Source organism: Rosistilla carotiformis (genome assembly GCF_007753095.1).
Lineage (GTDB): Bacteria > Planctomycetota > Planctomycetia > Pirellulales > Pirellulaceae > Rosistilla > Rosistilla carotiformis.
Window position 1 is genome coordinate 2,769,845 of the sequence record NZ_CP036348.1, and the last position, 21,348, is coordinate 2,791,192.

Sequence of the window (21,348 nt, forward strand, 5' to 3'; positions counted from 1 at the left end):
CGACTACAATAAGCAACTCACCCCTACGAGCGCGTGCGCACGGCACGCTCCTTTTTTATCAACTCTTAGAGAAACACGATTCGCATGCAAGCAACGACCAACATCGCAGCCCTGCTGCTCTCGGCCTTCCTGATCTCCGGCGCGGCGATCGGACAGGATGACGATCAATGGACCGACCTCTTTAACGGCGAAGACACCAGCGGCTGGAACAATCCGTATGAATGGGGCGAAGTCAACGTCGTCGACGGCGAGATCCATCTGACAGCGTCGAAGAAATTTTTCCTGGTCACCGACAAGAAATACGGCGATTTTGTTTTCGAAGGCGAGGTGATGATCCCCGAGGGGCAAGCGAATTCGGGCTTCATGTTCCGCTGTCACTCCGAAAAGAACAAGGTCTACGGTTACCAAGCCGAATGCGATGGATCGGATCGCCGCTGGTCGGGCGGTCTGTATGACGAGAGTCGCCGCGGATGGATCTGGCCGAGCATCAAGGGCCGCACCAAAGAAGCAAAGTTCTTGGAGCATGCCGAGGAATCGCAAGCCTACTTTAAAAAGCCCGAAGTCGCCGGCGCGTTGGACCGCAACGGCTGGAACAAGTACCGAATCACTTGCCAAGGCGACTCGCTGAAGATCGAGGTCAACGGCGTCGTCACGACCGAGATCGAAGACGACACCGATGCGAGTGGCTTCATCGCGATTCAACACCACGGCGAAAAAGGGCAGACCTACCGCTTCCGCAATCTGCGGATCAAGGAACTGAAGCCGCAGAGCTAGCCGACGGAGCGTCCCGGCTGAGGTCAGCTGGTTTTCATTTTCTGCTGTCGTTTGCTGCGACGTCGCCGGGCGATTCCGCCGGCGACCAAGGCAACCGACAGCATCGCCATGCTTCCCGGTTCGGGAACGGCTGCGGTGACGGCAAGATTGTCGATCGCCACGTAAGCGGGCGTGTTGAGTCCGTAACTGCCGACGTCGCTGCCGTCCAACGTGATCCCGATCGAACGCGCGTCGCCCAATCCCGTCAGATCGACGGTCTGCCAGTCCTCGACGATGTAGTCCAACGAGTCGTCGCTAAATCGGAAATCGCTCAAGTAGAACTCGACGCTTCCGGTACTCGCTCCGCCGACATCGGCTTGTTCAAAGCCGGTGAAGGTGACGCGGAAGTAATCGGGGTCGCTTCCGGTATCTCCGCCGTGCGGCTTGGCAAAACCATCGCCGTTGAGCATCGAAAGAGCGGCATAGGTTGAATTGGCGACGGCGATCGACTTCGCTTGCAGATTGGCCGACAGGTTGAAGTAGGCGCCGTTTGGGGAAAACGTCGTCCCGATCACGTAATTGCCCATGCCGCCAACACCAGTTCCTGGATACGCTGCGAACTGGTTGGTGTAGTCCGCCATGGTCGTGTTGTCAACGTTGGAGTAACTCCATCCCGGCCCCCATTGGTTTGTCCCGAAAGTCGCGCCACCGGAAGTCCAGCTGCCGGTAGCGGCTCCAAAACCGTAGCCGTTCAAATAGCTACCGTCGGCAGTGGAGTCGGTGTATCCGGACAGTTCATCGAAATCGATTACGATGTCGGCAAAAGAAGGTGCCGCCGAAGCGAGCGAGATCATCAAGGCAAGCAGTTGAATTTTCATTGTTGTGGTTTCGTCAGAGTTGTGGAATTCAGTGGTCGATGGAATCGCGAGCTGCGTCGCAAGTCGGCAGCCAAGCATTCCATCGAGGGTTAAAAATCAGTAGGCGCTGGAGTCGACCACTTCGCCCTTGCCGCGAGTGATCAGTTTTCCAAGCAGCTGTTTATCGATCGTTTCGGCCATCAAGATCGTTCGGCCATCGGCAAACAGCACGGTTGCCCCTCCGCTATGCAGACTGCGGATCTCGTTGTCGCCGATCCAGGCGTCGGGATCGTTGATTCCGTAGGCCTGCACAAAGACGTTGCGGCCATTGATCCATTCGCTGTCCGGGCCGCCGACGTCTTCGGCGACTGCGAGCGTTTGCGTGAGCCCATCGCGGATGTCGCGAAACCGCACCGACCGCTCGTACAAGAAGAGGCCATCTTCCGGATCGCGATCGACCATCCGCTCGCCGTAGATGCCGCCGTAATCGGACCTGCCCCGCGTCGCGGGACGCTCGATCGCCGTGGGGCATTCGTAGACGCTCAGCCGCGTCGACGCGGCGGGCAGATTTTCAGGAGCGTCGTACGGCAGCGACCAATCGATTTGGGCATGGACGTTTTGTTGTTCCAAGAAGGGCAACAGCATCGCCGACCAAGCGAATTGTCGCTGCGTTGGCGGTGCGCCCCACGACCGCCACTCGATACATCCGGTTGGCAGCGTTTGATGCACGTCGTGGTAGTTGTGCAACGCGATTCCCTGCTGACGCAAGTTGTTCTTGCAGCTCATCTTGCGAGCGGCTTCGCGAGCTGCTTGAACGGCCGGCAACAGCAGGGCGACCAAGATTCCGATGATCGCGATCACAACAAGCAATTCGATCAAGGTGAATCCGGCCGCTTGGAATTTGGGCTGACGCAATTTCGCGAGCCGAACGATTGTCAGTTGCTCCGCCGGCGAGGCGGCTGACCAACCGGTGATTTCATCTTTCGTGCGGCCGCATCCGCTGCAAATCGCTTGGCAATCCAACCGGCACCGATTGGTGCACGGCGATGCAATTGGTGGTTCCTTCACGCTGGGCATCTCTGTCCCGATCCCTTCGCTGCTGCGTCGAAACACGCTTCGCCACGAAACCTCGGCGCGCAGCTTCCCTGTCTACTGAGAACCGTATTCGATTTTCAGAAAGTGTGAGCGCGCAGCGGCTAAGGAGAGGCGGGAACGTATCGACAAACGATGAAACAAATCAATGTGTTATGACGACACCACGCGGCGCAAACGACGAAACGGCCGTGATTGCACGAGCAATTGGGGACAGAACACATTGCAACGACCGCCTCAATCCAAGAAGGCACTCAATCGTCTTGCGCGTGGTAGGTCTTCTGACTCACTGCCTTTCGAATACTCACAGCCTTCTCGCCTGGAATTCCAAGCAATGGCACTTCGGTAGAAGGAGCATCGAATCGAATGCGTTGGCACTCGAAGCAGTTCACAGCGGCTGGACCGTCCCGGTTTTTCACCGGAGTTCCCTGTTCGCTCGCAGTGCAGAAGCACCGCAAGTCACCACGAACGAGTCACATGATAGTACCGCGATTTCCAGCGTCAACCGCCTCTTTTGGCTGAAGCGACGGCCAAGCCTTCGGCGGGATTCCGCCGTTTGGGGATGTGTGGGATGCCAATATGCGTCGCTGCCGTTTGGCGGTTTCGTTTCAGATTTCGAAACCACACGCTTCGCCAAACCATGCAAATTTTGGTATGCCGTTGATAAACGGAAGGAGCAATTGGGGCGTGGTTCGATCGATTCTGGGGGCGTTCGTTGTGCTGGATCAATCGACGAGGAAGACGCCGTAGCGCCAGACGAAGTGCATGGTGGCGATCACGATTAGGTTCCAGGCGACGAAAAAGAGCTTGGTGAACAGGGGCGGGTATTGTTTGGGGCCGGCGAGTGCATCGAGACTGAAGAAGATCGCGCCGGCGAACATGAATCCCGCGACGATCGGCGATTGGAAGTAGGTCCACGAGATCGCGACCTCGACCAGCATGATCCCGACCAACAACCACTTCGACGGGACCGCGCCGAGCGTGATCGCGGTGTTATGACGCTCGGCGATGCGGTCCTCTTCGATATCCATCAACTGGCCAAACAGATGACTCTGCATCGCAAACAACGCGCTGAAGACCATCGTCGCCGCATTCAACTGAGGTACGCCACAGAGCCAACTGCCCAGGAGAAAGATCAATAGGTAGCCGATCTGATTCAGTAGATCCAAGACCGGCAGGCGCTTGAAGCCGAGCGTGTTGTAGGTCGCGTTGGTCAGTAGCACCGCGGCGAACCAGAGCAGCATCCACCAGCCGCCGATGATCACAAATGCGATCAGAAACGGGACCTGCACCGCGGCGATGATCCATGGCAACCGTTGCCGCATCGCTTCGTCGGGACGCCCGCCAAACAGCCAGCTGTCCTTTCGCGGATTGCAGCGATCGCTAACGTAGTCGCCCAGGTCGTTCCAACCATACAACAGCAAGCCAAGAGGAAAGCTGACGTAAAAGCAGCCGAGCCAAAACGGAGTCGATCCGAACATGTCACGCCCCGCAAACGGAAGCAGGTAGAACCAGACATGCGTTGGCCAGAATCCAGGCCGAGCGATTTTGATGGTTTCCAGCATGTCTTGGGTTCGCTTGCGGTAAGACGATGTCGACGACAATCTACCAACCGGCATCGCCACAGGAAAACAACGAAACTATGATTCAATGCGGCCGCGCCACGCAACTCGGCGACCGCGGCTGTGCCGCCACAACGCGATCCATTGCAGCCCGGCAAACAGCACCAACGCAAAGGGATGCAGCCAAGCCGACGATAGTGGCTGGCGAAACCGTCGGACCGAAGCGACTCGCGACAGCGTTGCGATACAAAAAGCAAACGCCGCGATCGCACTGGCAATCCATGCTCCCGCGATCGTAAACCCGATCATAGCGATCGCCGCGGCAAGCGGTGCCAAGCAGAAGAGCGTCACAGGGACGATCAACGCCGGGCGGGCGAGCGCTTCGTCGGCGTTTTTGATCACGCCATCAAACACCTCCGCCCCGCTGCGGTACATCCGAACGCTCGCCAGATCAGTCCCATCGATCACGTCGGTCATCAACTCCGCCTGCCGATACGCTCTCGGCAATTTGATCCCATCGTGCCGCGATCGAGCGATCGCGGCGTGACCGCCCGCCAATTCATACGCTTGGCGGTCGGTCATGAAGATCTGCCCGCAGCCCGCGGCGTAGGAGGGATCGGTGACGCGCTGCATTCGCCAGATCGGCAGGAATCCCAGCAGGACAAAATGCATCAGCGGCACGATCGCCGTTTCGATCCAGCCGACGGTTTCCTGATGCGGGAAGCCGCTTAAAAGGGCTAGCGGTTGCGCCTGGCCCGCGCGGCGGTCCATGCAGTGCGAGAGCCTAGCGATCGCGTCGGGTTCGACGTGGACATCGGCATCCAAAAACAACCAACGATCGTGGCGAGCCAGCTTCGATAGCTGCCAACAGGCAAACTGCTTGCCGTTCCATTCGCGTGGCAGCTTGCTGCCATGGGCGATCCGCAGTCGCGAGTCCTTATCGGCGATCTCCGCAACAATCGCTGCGGTCGCGTCTTGGGAATCGTCGTCCAGGACAACGACCTCCAACTCGACGCCCTCGCTGGCCAACAGATGTTCCAAGGTCGCCGCGATCCCCGCGGCTTCGTCTCGCGCCGGGATCAACACGCTGACCGGCGTTGGACGATCGTCGACCTGCGTCGGCAAGCGGCGGAAACAGCAAAGATTCCAAGCGATCATTGCGGCGGGAATACCGGTTAACAGCAAACAGAGGCTAGCCAAGACGATCGCGATCACTGTAGTTTTCCGCCATGAGATGCTTGGTACCGCGTGCCGCTGAACAGCGAACGGACTCGCCGCGCCATGTCGTAGCCCGCTCCGCTACCACGCCCGCCGCGAAGGACGATCTCCAGGGCTTTGGTATCGCGATCGATCGCCACGCGGGCGAGCTGATCTTGCGTCCCTCGAAGCCGCTGCGTCAACAGTCCTCTCCAGTCCGACTTGTTCATGTCGCGATGCGCGGCGACGTCGATCGGATCGCCGAGAGCCACAAGCATTTCGGGAAGTCGTTCCTCCCAAAACGGGTACTCGATCGCCAACGGGACGATCGCGCCTCGTTCGAATCGGCTGCACAAATGGGCCAGGCCGGGCATCAGTTCGGCGGAGCGATCGCGAGGGTCGCAGAAGCGGCCTTCGGGAGTCAACCAGAGCGAAGCGGCGGGACGATCCAAGATCGCACGACTGCAGCGAAGAAAGCTTGCAGCACCCGTGGCGGTTCCCATTTCCAGCGGGTAAAAGCCCAAGCGAGCGAGGATCCGGTAACGCTGCAGCGCCGCCGCATCGATCGGAGCGAAGAAGTCGCGATCGGGAAAACAGGTTTCGCAAACGAGGTGTGCGGCCAACGGATCCCACCATCCGGGATGGTTTCCGTAAACGATCAACGGTTGATTCGGCGCGATGCCACGGACAGCAGCAAGGCCTTCGCGCAGCATCGCCACCGCGTGGAACTGCTTACGAATCATCCGCCGACTGTAGCGACGAAAGCCGCGCAACAGGAAGCGGCTGATTTCGGGAACCGGCGGGTTTGTGGGCGTCTCGCTCATGCGGAGCCCAGGTTAGGTCGGCCGCCTGTAAAAAACAAGTCGAGCGTCGACGTCGGTTGAAACTCCATCGAGCGTTATCGTCCGCCCGCCGGAAGTTTGTCGTTCAAGTACCGCGTCATCAACGCTCGCAAATGCCGAGTCGTATTTTTCCCTTCGGAGATGCTGTGCGAGCGGTTCGGGTAGGCCCACATGTCGAACGGTTTGTTGTGCCGAATCAATTCGTTGATCAACATCTCGCTGGTCGCATAGTGGCAGTTGTCGTCGCCGGTGCCATGGATCAACAACAGATTGCCCTCCAGTTTGTGGGCGTGCGTGATCGGCGAACCCTCCTGGTAACCATCGACATTGTCGCTGGGCAATCCCATGTAACGCTCTTGATAGATCGTGTCGTAATAGCGGTGGTTGGGAACCGGAGCGATCGCGATGGCTGTTTTGTAGAGGTCGGGGAATTTGAAGATCGCGCACAGCGACATCGAACCGCCACCGCTCCAACCCCAGATGCCAACGCGATCGGGATCGATATCCTTGCGATCCTTCAAGATCTGCCGGACCGACGCGGCTTGGTCCTGCGGCGCGTTGATGCCGATCTTGCGATAGATGCTCTTACGCCAATCGCGTCCTCGCGGCTGAGGCGTCCCGCGATTGTCGATGCTGATCACGACGTAGCCTTGCTGTGCCAACATCTGATGCCACAGGAAACTCGATCCGCCCCAGCGATCGTGGACCGTGGTCCCCGCCGGTTCGCCATAGACATAGATCAACAGCGGATACCTTTTTCGCGGCTTGTGATCGGGCGGGTTGATGCACCACGCATCGAATTCGACGCCGTCCTCGATCGCTACGCGGAACAGTTCCGCCTTGGGCAGTTTCCGTTTGGCCAGTTTCTTCCGCAGCGCATCGTTCGATTCCAACATTTCGATCCGCTGGTGATCGGGCAGCGAAATCAGATCGGTCTGCGGTGGCGTGTTGAGTGTCGCATAGGTGTGGAAGGCGAACTTGCGATCGGCCGACAGTTGGTAGCGATGCGTTCCCGGTTGATCCGCTGGCGTCAACCGCTTCCATTGGTTGCCGGTCAGCGACGCGGTGTACAAGTACCGCTGGGTGGCGTTCTCCGGCGAGGCGATCACATAAGCGAGCCCCTGTGCCTCGTCGATCCCCAGCAACTCGATCGCATCGATTCCTTCGGGCGTGATCGGCACCAGCGCTTGGCCGTCGCGGGAGGCTAGGTAGACGCGTCGCCATCCGTCGCGTTCGCTGATCCAGGTGAAACGCGTGGCATCGTCGAGCCAGAACATCTCGTCGTGCACATCGACCCAGGCGGCGTCGGTTTCGGTCAGCGCCGTTCGCATGCGATTCGAATCCACATCCCAAACGATCACTCGGTTTTCGTTTTGCAATCGATTGAATTCTTGCAATACCAGGTCGTCGGGTGATGCGGTGTCGACAACCGGAGGTGCGACGCGGTCGACCGGCTCCCGATCGCCACGACGTTCGCGACGCGGAGCCCACATGATCCGCGCGATGTAGTGTTGGCGAGGATCGCCCAATTCGATCCACTTCGTTTCGGCGGTTTTGATATCGACGACGCCAACGCGGCAAGCGGAGTTCTGTTGGCCGGTTTTCGGATAGGGGAAGGTGATCGTTTGAGGATACATCTGCCGCGTGTTGTTGATCATCGTCATCGTCGGCACGCCGGTAGTATCGAATTGCCAATACGCAATCCGCGATCCATCGGGACTCCAACGGAACCCGTCGCGAATCCCCAGTTCCTCTTCGTTGACCCAGTCGGCTGTTCCGTTGATGATCTTGTCCGAGGCGGTCTTCGTCACCTGCCGGATCTCGCCCGTCAGCAAGCTTTCGACATAGATATTCCGCTCGTGGACCCAAGCGACACTCTGGCCGTCGGGAGAGAATTTGGCAAACATCAACGTCGATTCGGGACGATCGCCGCCGAGCTTCTTCAGGGTTCGCGCCGATCGGTCCAGCACCCAATAATCGCCACGGGTGTGGCGTCGCCAAACGCGTCGAGTGTTGGTGAAGATCAGCACGCGCGATTGGTCTGCGGAGAAGGAGAACGATGCGACGTCCAACGGCTTCGTCTGTCCCGCGGGAATCAGGCTGCCGGCAGGGACCAAGACATCGCGATGCTTGTCACTGGCATCGATCGCGACGATCCCTTTGTCGGATGATCCGTCGGAGGTCGGCAACCGCTTGGTGTAGCGATGCCCTTCGGGGAGCCAGTCGCCTGAAAACGAACGGGATGAAAACTCGCTGGAACCATAGATCTGATCGACGCTCAGCAACGCCGGTTTGGCAGCGTCGGGCGACTTGGCGGATGCCACTGCGACGTGGAGACAAAGAGCAGCCAACAGGCCGAGGTAGGCAAAACGTGAAGTCATAGGTGTCGGTCGCGGTGGGGGAGTCAACGTGAGTGGGATCGGGACGCGTGCGGCGGACATTCAGCGGCGGATGCAGTATGCGGAGGATCGTTCCTCAAAACCGGCAGCGGAGCCTGCTGCTCTATTGTAGCTTCGCGACGGGTGCGCATCGACTTTCCGATCGTCGAAACGAAGGTGTCCGGATGTTCGATCATCTGTTGGGTCATCTTGTGTTGATGGTAGTGCATCGCACACTTGGTGAGGTAATAGAAACAGACCGAAGGGTTGGTGAAACGATGCCTGACAAGGTTGAAGATCCGCTGGCGATAGATTTTGCGGAGCTCCCGATCGGGAGTCCCACGCATCAATTTCCAAAACAGGACGCCAAAGCCGACTGTATAAAACGTGGCGTGACGCAGGCGCATCAGGGGCCGTTTGCGGAACGCTTCGGTTTCGAAAGCTCTTAGCCGGAATCGGTCTTGGATGTACAGTTGGTCCAAGCGGTCAAAGTAAACGTCGGGCGTATACGCGTCGAACATCGTCTTCATGTATCCGGCGCGGAGCGTTTCGCGTGACATCTGTTTTGGGATCACATTGGTCCCAAAAGGCTGGTCGTCGTTCAGATCCAACCGTCCCTCCTGCCGTAGCCTGGCGTGCAGTGGCGTCTTGGGAATCGCATGCAACAGCCCGACCATCGCCAACGCGATCCGCGACTCTTTCAAGAACTTCGTCTGCATCGCAAAGATGTCGGGCTTGTCGTTGTCGAATCCGACGATCAGCCCGCACCAGACTTCGATTCCGAAGTCTTGAATCTGGTGGATCTTTTCCAGCAGCGTGCCGCCTCGCTCGCGGACGTTTTGAAACTTCTTCGTCTCCTTGAGCGATTCCTCGTTGGGGCTTTCGATTCCGATGAAGACAGCTTGGATGTTGCAGCGGGCCATCAATTCCATCAACTCTTCGTCTTCGCAGAGGTCCAACGAAGCTTCGGTCATAAAAGCCAGCGGGTACCCGTTTCGCTCCTGCCACTGGGCGACCTCTTCCAGCACCGGTTTGATGCCACGCTTATTCCCGATCAGATTGTCGTCGACAATAAACGCGATCCGCATTCCTTCGCTGCGCAGGCACTCCAATTCGTTAATGATCTGCGAGGCGAGCTTGATCCGCGGCTTGCGGCCGAAGGTGACGATGATGTCGCAGAACTCGCACTGGAACGGACAGCCACGAGAGAATTGCAGGCTGCCAAACATGTAGTGTTTGTTTTTCAGCAGATCGTGCCGCGGGGTGGGAACCGTCGTCATGTCGGTCCGATCGGCCTGTTCGTAGCGTTTTTGGTGGTCTCCCGTTTTCCATTCTTCGAGAAACTGGGGCCAGGTCGTTTCCGCTTCGCCGACAAAGATCACATCGGGTAGGCCGTGGAAGTAATCCTCTTCGACCGTCACCCAGGGGCCGCCGAGAGCGACAAAGACGCCGCGGGATTTTAGTTCCTGGATGATCTCGTCCATCCGGAACCGCTGGACGCTCATCCCCGTGACGCCGACGATATCGAATTGAGCGAGTCGATCGAAGTCGAGCGGTTCGACATTTTCATCGATCAGCGTGACGTCGTGCTCTTCGGGCGTCAGCGCCGCCAGTAGCGGCAGGCTGGCGACCGGCATGTTCGCTCGCGTTCCCATGATCGCTTGAGCGTGTTCCATTCCCCAATACGACACTTCAAACAGCGGATTGACGATCGCAATCGTAGCCATCTCGACTCCCCCCGACACGAGTTTGAACAACACACAAACTATTGTAGGGCAAGCGACTGGCGATCGGATCGGAATTCGCTATTTTAAATCGCGGTACGGGTTGAACAGTTGATAGTTCAAGTGACGGTACAAGTCGCTGCTAGTGAGCAGTTCCTCGTGCCGCCCTTCGCCAGCGATCTGCCCATTGCTGAGAAGGACCACGCGTTCGGCAGCTCGCAGCGTTCGCAGTCGATGCGGAAGGATCACGACCAACGTTCCCGTTTTGACAAGCTCCTGCAGCGCATCGAGGCAGGGATCTTCGGGCAGATCGGTCTGGCTGGCGGAGAGTTCTTCCACGATCACGACCGCCGGCTTGGCCAGCAGCGCCCGAGCGACGGCGACTTGATAGCGGCCGCTAGCTTCCAACCGCGAATCGCCCGGCGAGATCTCTGCCGAGAAGCCCTCTTCGAGTTGTTGGATCTTTTCGTAGATGCCAACTTTCCGAGTCACATCGGCTAGGTCGGCGGTGGTCACTCCGTCGGTGTTGGCTCGCAAATTCTCTTCGATCGAACCGGTCCAGATCGGGCCATCGCTGCCGACCCAAACGACTTGTTTGCCCAGGGCGCTGGGATGGATGTCGGCGATCGCCATCCCGTCGAGTGTCGCTTTGCCCGAGGCGGGGCGGCCAAATCCGAGCAGCAGTTCGACAATCGCGCGGAGCGCGGCGACGTCGGATCCCATCAAGGCGACCAAGCTGCCTGGTTCCAGCCGCAGCGAGATATCGTTCGCCAACACCTGCTGTTGGCCGTCATGCAGCGTGACGTGCGAGAGTTCGATCGCGTCGTTGAGTCCGCCGATTCCCAGTCGCTCGCTGGCGCCGGCTCGCGTCGGTTGATCGAGAAACGAAAAGACGGTCGCTGCAGAATCGGCGGCGACTTGCATCAAATGTTGCGTCTTGGCGAGGCTAGCCGCTGCCATTCCGGCGCCAAACAGGCTGAGCGCCAAAACGATCGCCGCTGGCAACGTGAGCCCCGATGTCGGGTCGAGCAGGTTGACGCCAAGGGCGAAAAAGAGCAGGCCGATCGCCAGCGTAGCGGCCAATAAAAGAACCGGAACGCGGCGGATCGTCGTCTTGTCGCGGACCGCTTGCAGATCCATCAACTGTTGCAGTTGAGCGTTGTACAGCAGGTTAAACTCTTCGCCGGTCTGCAGCCGAGCCAGCATCGGTCCCTCTTGAACCATCTCGACCAGCCGTTCGCGCGACCGCGGCAGTTCCCATTGGCTCCCCTCGGGTTCATCCATGCCTTCGAGCCAGCGATAAAATTTCCAGACCAGCAACCAGCTGACGACTGCCAAAAGAGCCAACCAGACATCGACGAGTCCGGCCAACAGGATACAGCCGATCAGGATCACGACGCGGCGGGGCGTGGTGCGATACCAAGCGATCAGTCCGCACCGCAGTTCGGGGAGCGAGTTGAGGATCAAGTGTTCGGCGCGGCGGCGTTGGGCGGTGACCCCTTCGGTCGAAGCGTGTTCGATACAGCGGGTCAACGTGTCGCGGTGCAGTTGGGCGACGACGCTGTCGGCGCGGAGGAAGACGATCCGGTAGAAGATTGACAACAACAGCGCTTGGGTCAGCGCGATCGCGACGCCAACGCTGCCGATCAAGATCAATTGATGCAGCGGCTCCATTTTCAACAGCCATTCGGGCAACGGCACCGACAGATAACGGCCCAAGACAACCGGTGAAGCGTGCAGCCCGCGATCCTGCAGTAAGACGGTTGCGATTCCGGCAACCAGAAACCCCAACGGAATCAGCAACCCCGAGAGAATCGCACAAAAATTTCCGATGAGGGACGATGAACCGCTGGGCACTTGGCGTGCTCGCGAAAACGCGCTCGATGGCATGTGATAACCTGACACTCAGCAACGGAAGAAAATGGACAAGATGATATCGGCAAAGGTTTCAGCCATAAGCCAGCCGCTATTATAACCGCAAACCAGGCCCTGCGGTCATCGGCAGTCCGCCGAAACCCAGCGGCAGGGAGTGTTTTCACCGGCCCCGTTGCAAACCGATGTCTGGTGCTTCTGAAAGCAACATGCACCGCAAGGGGGCGATACGGTTTTGGCGTGCTAAGGGATGTCAAACGCGGTTATTGATTGCCGATTGGTTGGAACCGCAACCAGCCTTCGCTTCGCTACAATGGCCGCATCTTGTTTCGAAACCCGTGCAAAGGAATGACCCCCGATGAATCGAATTTGGCTGCCGCTGATTGGATGTCTACTGAGTGCCACGCTGGCCGCTGCGGACGAGTCGCCGCAAGCGAACGATCCGGAGACGCGAAAGTACTTGTTGGACCGCGTCGATGATGTCGCGATCGCGCAGCTGTATGTCGATGGATTCGAGCAGTTGCCACTGAACGACAAACTGCTGATCTACCATCTGACCCAAGCCTCGATCGCCGGCCGCGATATCTTCATCGACCAAAAGTACAAACATTCGTTGCTGTTGCGCGATCTGATCGAAGAGACGCTGACGCATGCCGACGGTATCGATCCCGAGGTCCTTGCCGAAATCCGTCGCTACGCAAAATTGTTTTGGGTTAACAACGGCCCGCACAGTGCGCTGACGTCGCAGAAAAATATCCTCCGCTGTTCGCCCGAGGCCTTTACCGCAGCGGTTCAAACCGCCGTCGACAACGGGGCCGACATTCCGCTTGCCGAGGGGCAGGATCTCGCGGGGCTGCTGTCGAGTCTCCAGGCGGTGCTGTTCGATCCGAAGTTCGATGCGTTTGTGACGCAGAAGTCGCCAGAGGACGGCGAGGACATTCTGACCGCGAGTGCGAATAATTTGTACGACGGCGTGGTCAGCAGCGACCTGGAGGGGTTTGAAGAAAAGTACCCGTTGAATTCGCGGTTGGTTAAAAAGGCCGATGGGACGCTGGAGGAGCAGGTTTATCGAGCGGGCTTCGACCACGTGATCCCCGGCGGAATGTACGCGCCCGAGCTGACCGAGGTCTGCAAACATTTGGAAGCTGCGATTCCCTACGCCACGCCCAAGATGGCCCGTGCGCTGGGGCTGCTGATTCACTATTACCACACCGGCGAAGCTGTCGACTTTCGCGAATACAACATCGCCTGGGTCGACGACAAAGACTCTCCGGTCGACACCATCAACGGCTTCATCGAAGTCTATATGGATGCTCGCGGACAGAAGGGTTCGTGGGAATCGGTCGTCTATTTTAACGATCCGGCCAAGATGGCGATGATCACCGCGTTCTCGGAAAACGCTCAGTGGTTCGAAGATCAGATGCCGTTTGATCCGCGGTTTCGCAAACCGGAAGTGAAAGGGATTTCGGCCAAAGCGATCCAGGTGGTGATCGAGACCGGCGATTCGGGACCGGTCACGCCTATCGGCATCAACCTGCCCAACGCGGGCGATATTCGCGAGCAGTACGGCAGTAAATCGGTCTCGTTGAGCAACGTGGTCGAAGCCTATGAGCGGGCGAGTTCCAAGAGCGCGCGAGCGGAGTTCTGTTTAAATGAAGAAGAGTACCGACGCAGCGCGAAATGGAAGAGTCTGACGTTGGCGTTGGAGGTGAACATGCACGAGGTGATCGGCCACGCCTCGGGACGCAACGCCGATTCCTTGAAAGTCGATCCGTCGATCGCGATCAAAGAATATTATTCCGCGTTGGAAGAGGGCCGCGCCGATCTGGTTGCTCTCTACTTCATCGGCAATCCAAAACTCGTCGAACTGGGACTTGTCGATAACGCCGAGGATCTGCGTGAAATTCAACGGACTGCGTATGAGGAATACACGCGCAACGCGATGACTCAGTTGCGGCGATTGCCTACCAGCACGACGATCGAAGAGGATCACATGCGGAACCGGCAGATGATCGTGCATTGGTTAGCGGCGAACACCGCGGCGATCGATGTGATCGAAAAGGATGGCAAAACCTATTACCAAGTGATCGACGTCGACGGCTGGCACGATGGCGTGGGGCGGTTGTTGAAAGAGGTGCAGCGGATCAAGAGCGAAGGGGATCGGGCTGCGGCGGAGCGATTAATGGAAGACTATGCGATCAAGATCAATACGAAACTACGCGATGAGGTATTGCAGCGCTACGAAGCGTTGGACCAGCCGGCCTATACAGGTTTCGTGATGCCCCAATTGACGCTGGTGAGCGATCCGCAAGGGACGCCGATCGACGTGGCGATCGATTATCCGCAGGACATGGAAGCGCAGATGCTGCGGTGGTCGGGACGCGTCAAATGACCGCTCCGCCTCGGCAGCTGATAGAAAAGAAAATGCAAAGCATCGCTGCCCCGACGATGCTAGAGTAAGTGCGACTGACCGGTTGCCCAGCAATCTGAACTCAGAACGGTCAACGCTTGTCTACGCCTACTAGTGGCGATGGTGTCCGCGATGACCACGGTGGAGATCATAGTGGCCGGGAACATAGTGGTAGTGGTTACCGTGTGGTACGACCCTTGGCCCGTGGTAGTCGTAATGTGGGCGATGCGGATGATGTCCGCTGTAACCACGATAATACGACTGGTGTCGGTTGTAGCCATAGCTTGGCGAACCGTAACCGTAACCATACGAAGGTCGATAGCTGCGGCTGTAGCCGCCATAACCATAACTAGGCGTCCCAAATTGGATGCTAAATCCTCCTCCCTGCGCTTGGGCTTTGGGGGTGTCGGCGAATGCGACCGCTGCCAAACAGAGGCATGGAATTCCGAACCATCGAATTGCACGTAACATCATCAGTTACCTCCCTAGAACTTTTCCGCGTCCGCTCGTTGAATCTTTTCTGCATTACCCATGCAGAGGTGTTTCAAATCGCTTCGGGCCGCGTTTTGATCACTTTGAAAAACTCGCGACTCCCCAAACTCGGGGCGTCTTCACGTTGTGTACTAGATGACGCAAGCAGCGTGCCAAGTTTTGCAGCGCGCGCTACCAAAGCGGCACGCGATAGCGTGGAGCCCGGGATTTGCTGGCTAACCGAATTTCTCACTCCGTGGAACGGTTGTCGCTACGATCGGCGAATGTCGTCGAATCGATGACACCTTGTGTTGGATTGATGACAGCCTGCGGGATTCCCACCGATTCCCCGCGCAAAGCTCAAGCTAGTACCCCCAGGTAGCCGAAGCGTGATAAAAGGCAAAACCGTTAAAGTCGTGCGCTGCGACTTTCGAATTGCTTGCAGTGACAATTCGTCTACTACCGTTTCGGACGATTTGTTAGAAGCAGCAGCCACGCGGTTCAGCAATCCAATCGTCACATCGGTGAAATCGGTCCGGAGTCATTCATGGTCATCTCAATCGTCCTCTTCATTCTTGTGGGAATGGGCATCGGCCACCTGATTTGGTATCGCGATCGATCCGAAGAGGAGGCGCGGATGCTGCACATCGAGGCCCGATACCGGAAGCTTCGCGCGATCACGCGGCAACGCAAACGCCAACATGCACAACAAGATCGCGATTGGAAGGAATCCCGCGCCCAGTGGGAGGGGATTCGTGACCAAAACAAAGAACTTACTCGGATCCAGCGAGAGCTAGAGATCCAGGCGAAGGAAGCCACCGCGCAGCAAACGCTATTAAGCCAGCAAACGCATGAGGCGGTGGAGCAGGCATCCCGAGAAGCAGCCGAGCGCGATCGCTTGATGAAAGAGTTGGCTGATGCACAGCTGGCCAAATCGAATGCAGAAGCGGATGCCAAGCGGCTCGACAGCGAACTGGATTCGCTGCGTCAACAGCTGGACCAAATGCGACACGATCACGAAGTTCGACAGAACGAACTGAAACAGACCACCGACAAACGGGAATCGTTGCAACGCTTGCTTGATCAATCGCGACAACAAGTCACGAGCTTGCAAAGCGAAAATCAGCAATTGGATGCCGAACTCGAACAGCTCCGTCTGCAACGCGAACAATCGCTCGGCGAGATCGCCGCTCAGCACGACCAGGAGATCGCGGCTGTCAAACGCCAACTGGCCGATGTGGAAACGCAGCGCGACGTGGCGGAGAAATCCCATGCGTCGGAGATCGCAACGCTAAGCGAACGATGGAACGAACAACAGCAAGCGAAGTTGAACGCTGTCACGGCGAAACATCGCCAAGAAGTCGAAGCATTGCAAAACCAGATTGCCCAGCAGGCAACCGCCGCGGAAACCAACGCGACGACGTTCCAACAGCAGCTGGCTGACCTGCAAACGCGTTTGACTCGCGACCACGAAGCCGCGCTGACCGAAACGGCAGCCAAGCATCAGCAGGAATTGGACGCATTGCGGGACGAATGGTCGAAGCAAGCTGCGGGCAGCGAGAGCAAAGCCGCCACGCTCAAACAACAACTGGAAGCCTTGAAGACGCGTTTGACTCGCGAGCACGAAACCACACTGACCGAAACGGCAGCCAAGCATCAACAAGAGATCGCAACATTACGCGACCAACTGATGCAGCGTGCCGCTGGCAGCGAAAGCGAGGCTGCTACGCTGAAGAAACAGTTAGAAGATCAGAAGCTGCGTCTGACGCGTGAACAGGAAACCGTACTGACGCAAGCCAAGGAAAAGCATCAACAGGAAGTCGAAGCCTTACGCGACGAATGGATGCAGCGTGCCGCCGGCAGCGAAAGCGAAGCGACCACGCTCAAGCAGCAGCTGGAAGAATTGAAGACGCGATTAACGCGTGAACACGAAGCGGCGGTGACCGAAGCGGCCACGAAGCATCAACAGGAAATCAAGCGTTTGACGCAGCAGTATGGCGAGCAAGGAAAATCGGCGCTGGCCGACGCGACTGCCGATTTTGAAAAACGAATCGACGATCTGGCAGCCGAACTGGAAGCGGTCAACAACCAATCACGATCGAAACAGGATGCGGCAACCAACACGATCAAGCGGCTGAGCGAACAGTGCCAAGCGTTGCAAGGTTTGGTCAGCGAAAGCGAAACCAAATCCGAAAAGCTCGTCGACCAGTTGAAGGTCCGAGACGAAGCCTTGGAAAATCTGCATCAAGAAATTCACAAGGTGCAAGTCGACCGTGATGGTCTGAAATCCGAACTCGAAACACTGAAGTTGCAGCGGCAAGAATTGCAACAGCATTGCGATGATTTGCAGACCGATCTTCAGGCTGCGGACGAATTGCAGGCGACGGTGGAACAACAGTCCGCCCACATCAAGCAGTTGGTCGGTCAACGCGACAACGCGATGGACCGGGCGAATGGTCTGGAGGCATCGTTGGCGGAAGTGGATGAGAAGTTGATCGCTCGCGATCAATCGATCGATCAATTGAAGCAGGAACTTGATGAAGTCACGACCGAACGCGCGGCGGTGTTGGCCAAACTGAACGGATTAACCGATTCCAACAAGCAACTGAAGAAGCAGGTCGAAGCCACGTCGACCGAATTGGAACAACTCGCGGTCAAGGCGGCGATGCTGACCGAATTGGAACATCAACGCGACGACGCGACGTTGAAGCTACAGTCGGCGAACGAGACCAACGCCAGCCTGCAGAAGAAACTGAACGAACAGGAACGCAGCCTGAAGAGTCAATTGGAAACGATGGAAGATCTGCAAGCCAGTCGCGACACGTTGACCGCCGACGCCGAATCGTTGCAGTCGGAGACCAAGACGCTGCGTTCGCAAATCGCGCAATTGACGAATGATCTCGCGGCGTTGGAGAAACTGCGACCGCGGTTGGCCGAAATGACCAAAACGCTGGAAGCTGCCGAAGGTCGTAACACTGAACTTCAAAGCACTGTTAAACAACTGAAGTCAGAACACAAGGAATTGTTGGGACAGGTTCAGCAGATCGAACCGTTGAAGCAGTTGCAAACACAGACCAAGCAACAGCTGACCCAAGCGGTGGAGGAACATCTGGAAACGGCGAAGCTGCTGGAGCGGCAATCGAACCGCGTCCAGGAGTTGCAAACCAAGATTGCCGAGTTTTCCCAGTTGCACCCTCAAGTCCAATCGCTTCGCAAACAGCTGGAAGATACGACGGGACACTTACGTGACGTGACCGAAGACTACAACGCCAGCCTGGACGCCAACGCCGAAGCAGAGCGTCGGATCATTGACTTGCAAACCCGACTGTCCGAACGGGCCGAAACCATTCGGGAACTGCGTCGCAGTCGAGGCGCCGTCGAAATCAGCGAGGTGGTCGATGCGAACGATGCCCCCGACGTCATCCCCTTCAAGCAAAGAGACGAAGCGGCCTAACGGCTTCCTGTGCCGGCGGATGACGCTCGGCACTGGGGATGCCAACGCAGTGGCGGTTCGTTAAGGATCGGTGAGATTGGGGGCCCAGACCGCGTTTCGGACGCTGGGGATTTCGCCCGACTCGGGGAACGTTTGCCCGATCGCTTGGTCGATCTTTTGCTTGAGGTCAGCGATGGTCGCGGTATGAGCCGAATCCCCTGCAAGATTCGTCAGCTCTTGCGGATCGCTGCGATGATCGTACAGCTCTTCCCCCTTGGCTCCCCCATCGCCCCACTGCGTATAACGCCAATCGGGCGTGCGGATCGTGTAACCAAAGACCGGCGGTTTGCCGCCACGTTTGACTTGGCTGATTGTCCATCCGCGGCCCATTGCCGAAGGATCGGCCAACATCGGTTGCAGGTTCTGCCCTTGCAGGTTTTCCGGACTCGGAACGGCGCACGCTTTGGTCAGCGTCGGATACAAATCGATCAGCCCAACGGGCGACTCGGCCACCGAACCCGGCTTGGCCACTCCGGGGCCCGCGATGATCAACGGCACACGAGCGCTCTCCTCGAACAGACTCATCTTCTGCCACAACCCATGTTCGCCCATGTGGTAGCCATGGTCGCTCGTGAAGACGACGATCGTGTTGTCCGATAGTCCCAGTTCGTCGAGCGAATCCAACAGCCGGCCGACTTGAGCATCCATGAACGAGATGCTGGCGTAATAGGCTTGGATCGCTTGCCGCCGCAGGTCGTCGGTCAACAGTTCGTGATCTTTCTTATGGCTCCCCAATCCCAGCTTTGGGATGTCCTTCTGATCTTCTTCCCAACCTTGAACGACCGGCATTTGATCCAACGGGTACGGCTCGAAATACTTCTTGGGCGCGACGTAGGGCGTGTGCGGTCGGTAGAAACCAACGGCCAAGAAAAACGGGCGATCGCGACGCTTGGCACACCGCTCCAGCACCCACTGGGCATCCTCGGCCAACATCGCATCGGTATGATCTTCGTCGGGATGCGACGATGCGAGCCAGCTGAGCGTGCCGCCAAAACTCCCCTTCCGCAACGAGAAGATCTCCGGTTCCTCTTCCAGCCGATCGCATCCGGCAGGGTTCAGTTCCAGCTCCCACGATCCGGGGTCATCGTGACCGTTGGTCCCAACACTTTTGGGAACGTTGTAGTGATACAGTTTTCCGATCCGGCCCGCGAAATATCCATCCAAGCGGAAGGCTTGCGAGAGGCTGTGGTGCTGCGGAATGGTTTGGCGAAAGATTAGGCTGTTGGCGTGGATCCCGGTGCTGTTGGGATATAGACCGGTCAGCATCGAATTGCGGCTCGGGCCACACAGCGGATACTGGCAATAGGCGCGATCGAACCGAACGCCGCGAGCGGCCAGTCGATCGATGTTGGGCGATTTAACGATCGGATGGCCGTAACAACCGAGCGAGTTGTTCAGATCGTCGGAGATGATGAACAACACGTTGGGACGGGCATCGGCCGCGTCGCTGCGTGTTGCCTGAACCGCGATCAGACCAGCGATCGCCAAGAACAGAAACCGCCCTCGCGGTAGCGCAGAAAAATGGGGTAGGAGCACGGGGGGAGACCTTTCGACCAATAGGGAGTGTTTTTGACTGCCCTATTCAAGTCGATCGCGCTGCAGCGTGCAAGCATTTGCCGTCGTGTGAACGCCCTGACGGGCGATCCATCCGCCCGCATCGGTCGATGCGGGCGGACAGTTTTCGTTTGTGCGACGACTACTGGCGCAGACGCGGCTTGATCTTGCCGTCGCCAGAGCCTTCGGTATCAGCTGGGGCCCCCGTCAAATTGACATCCAATTGAGGGAACGGAATCCCGATGCCCGCTTCGTCGAGACCGTTTTTAACAGCTCGAGTCAAAGCTTCTTTGACACCCCAGAAGTCTTCGGCGCGAGTCCAGAAGCGGACGGTCCAAGCGACCGCGCTGTCCCCCAGTTCGCCCAAGACGATCTGGTATCCGCGGCCTTCGCCGGTGAGCATCTTGTCGCTGAGCGATTCGGCAGCTTTGGCAAGCGTCTCGCGGGTCAGGTCCAGGCTGGCCGAATATTCGGTGCCGACCGAGACGTCGACGCGTCGCTCTTTGTGAAACGTGATGTTCTCGATCGTGCCACCGGCGATCTGGCTGTTGGGAACGATGATCCGGCGATTGTCAGGCGTGTCGAAAGTCGTCGTGAAGAGATCGATCTCATTCACCTTGGCGACGATCCCAGCTGCCGAGATCACATCGCCAACTTTGAAGGGACGGAAGACCAGCAAAAGGATCCCCGAGGCAAAGTTCCCCAGCGTCCCTTGGAAGGCCAACCCGATCGCAAAGCCTGCGGCACCCAAGATCGCTGCAAAGCTGGTGACATTGATGCCAACCGACCCCGCAACTCCCAACAACACGCAGACCATGATCGCATAAAAAACCACCTTCGATACAAAGCGACCGAGCGTTTCGTCGACTCGGCGTCGGACCGGCGTACCGGCGATCCGCGAGACAAATTTCGCAACAAAATAGGCGACAATCACACCTAAAACGACCAACACGGCCTTTGGCAGATAGATCATCGACATCTCGATCAGCCCCGAGAAATCCCCTTGCATGGCATTGCTAAAGGCGTTGCTCGCTTCTTCCTTGAGCACTTCTAAGTTTTCGTTCACCCCATTGGCCGCGGCTTCCCCCGCATTTCCTGGCTCTTCGTTTTGCATCGAGATACTCCCTTTAATTGCTTTCAAAT

14 protein-coding genes and 1 riboswitch are annotated in these 21,348 nt (G+C 57.8%); of the genes, 3 read left to right on the forward strand and 11 right to left on the reverse strand.

The annotated features are described in order from the left end of the window. Positions 1–84: 84 nt before the first annotated feature. Positions 85–774, forward strand: coding sequence for a 3-keto-disaccharide hydrolase (locus Poly24_RS10220; protein ID WP_145094235.1), 690 nt, complete (start codon positions 85–87; stop codon positions 772–774). Between the two features lie 23 nt (positions 775–797). Here Poly24_RS10220 and Poly24_RS10225 read toward each other — a convergent pair whose 3' ends face one another. From Poly24_RS10225 to Poly24_RS10260, 8 genes are all read right to left on the reverse strand, one after another. Then, positions 798–1,631, reverse strand: a complete 834-nt coding sequence (locus Poly24_RS10225) for a DUF4465 domain-containing protein (RefSeq protein WP_197452470.1) — start codon at positions 1,629–1,631, stop codon at positions 798–800. A 96-nt stretch (positions 1,632–1,727) separates the two neighbouring features. Further along, the gene (locus Poly24_RS10230) at positions 1,728–2,678 is read right to left on the reverse strand and encodes a DUF1559 family PulG-like putative transporter (RefSeq protein ID WP_197452471.1); all 951 of its coding nucleotides are present in this window, start codon (positions 2,676–2,678) and stop codon (positions 1,728–1,730) included. A gap of 278 nt (positions 2,679–2,956) precedes the next feature. Then, positions 2,957–3,184, reverse strand: a riboswitch (cobalamin riboswitch). Positions 3,185–3,427: 243 nt separating this feature from the next. Beyond that, positions 3,428–4,267, reverse strand: a complete 840-nt coding sequence (locus Poly24_RS10235; RefSeq protein WP_197452472.1) for a UbiA family prenyltransferase — start codon at positions 4,265–4,267, stop codon at positions 3,428–3,430. A gap of 75 nt (positions 4,268–4,342) precedes the next feature. Then, positions 4,343–5,479 (reverse strand): glycosyltransferase, encoded by a 1,137-nt coding sequence (locus Poly24_RS10240; protein ID WP_145094241.1) that lies wholly within the window; start codon positions 5,477–5,479, stop codon positions 4,343–4,345. Continuing rightward, positions 5,476–6,285: a lysophospholipid acyltransferase family protein gene (locus Poly24_RS10245; RefSeq protein WP_145094244.1), complete on the reverse strand. Its 810-nt coding sequence runs from the start codon at positions 6,283–6,285 to the stop codon at positions 5,476–5,478. Before Poly24_RS10245 ends, Poly24_RS10240 begins: the two co-directional genes overlap by 4 nt. A gap of 74 nt (positions 6,286–6,359) precedes the next feature. Next, entirely contained in the window at positions 6,360–8,684 is a 2,325-nt protein-coding gene (locus tag Poly24_RS10250) for a S9 family peptidase (protein ID WP_145094247.1), read from the reverse strand. Between the two features lie 23 nt (positions 8,685–8,707). Next, on the reverse strand, positions 8,708–10,408 hold the full coding sequence (locus Poly24_RS10255; RefSeq protein WP_145094250.1) for a DUF4070 domain-containing protein: 1,701 nt from the start codon (positions 10,406–10,408) through the stop codon (positions 8,708–8,710). 78 nt (positions 10,409–10,486) lie between these two features. Beyond that, positions 10,487–12,208: an ATP-binding cassette domain-containing protein gene (locus Poly24_RS10260; RefSeq protein WP_197452473.1), complete on the reverse strand. Its 1,722-nt coding sequence runs from the start codon at positions 12,206–12,208 to the stop codon at positions 10,487–10,489. A gap of 427 nt (positions 12,209–12,635) precedes the next feature. On the opposite strand from Poly24_RS10260, the gene Poly24_RS10265 reads away from it, so the two are divergent. Next, on the forward strand, positions 12,636–14,669 hold the full coding sequence (locus tag Poly24_RS10265; protein ID WP_145094256.1) for a dipeptidyl-peptidase 3 family protein: 2,034 nt from the start codon (positions 12,636–12,638) through the stop codon (positions 14,667–14,669). Positions 14,670–14,798: 129 nt separating this feature from the next. Here the strand turns inward: Poly24_RS10265 and Poly24_RS10270 are convergent, their stop codons facing one another. Next, on the reverse strand, positions 14,799–15,161 hold the full coding sequence (locus Poly24_RS10270; RefSeq protein ID WP_231753564.1) for a hypothetical protein: 363 nt from the start codon (positions 15,159–15,161) through the stop codon (positions 14,799–14,801). Positions 15,162–15,705: 544 nt separating this feature from the next. On the opposite strand from Poly24_RS10270, the gene Poly24_RS10275 reads away from it, so the two are divergent. Next, positions 15,706–18,612 carry a coiled-coil domain-containing protein gene (locus Poly24_RS10275; RefSeq protein ID WP_145094259.1) on the forward strand — a complete coding sequence of 969 codons (2,907 nt, stop codon included), beginning with the start codon at positions 15,706–15,708 and terminating at the stop codon, positions 18,610–18,612. A gap of 60 nt (positions 18,613–18,672) precedes the next feature. On the opposite strand, the gene Poly24_RS10280 is transcribed toward Poly24_RS10275, so the two are convergent. Continuing rightward, entirely contained in the window at positions 18,673–20,139 is a 1,467-nt protein-coding gene (locus Poly24_RS10280) for a sulfatase (RefSeq protein WP_231753625.1), read from the reverse strand. 208 nt (positions 20,140–20,347) lie between these two features. Beyond that, the gene (locus Poly24_RS10285) at positions 20,348–21,319 is read right to left on the reverse strand and encodes a mechanosensitive ion channel family protein (RefSeq protein WP_145094262.1); all 972 of its coding nucleotides are present in this window, start codon (positions 21,317–21,319) and stop codon (positions 20,348–20,350) included. Positions 21,320–21,348 lie beyond the last annotated feature (29 nt).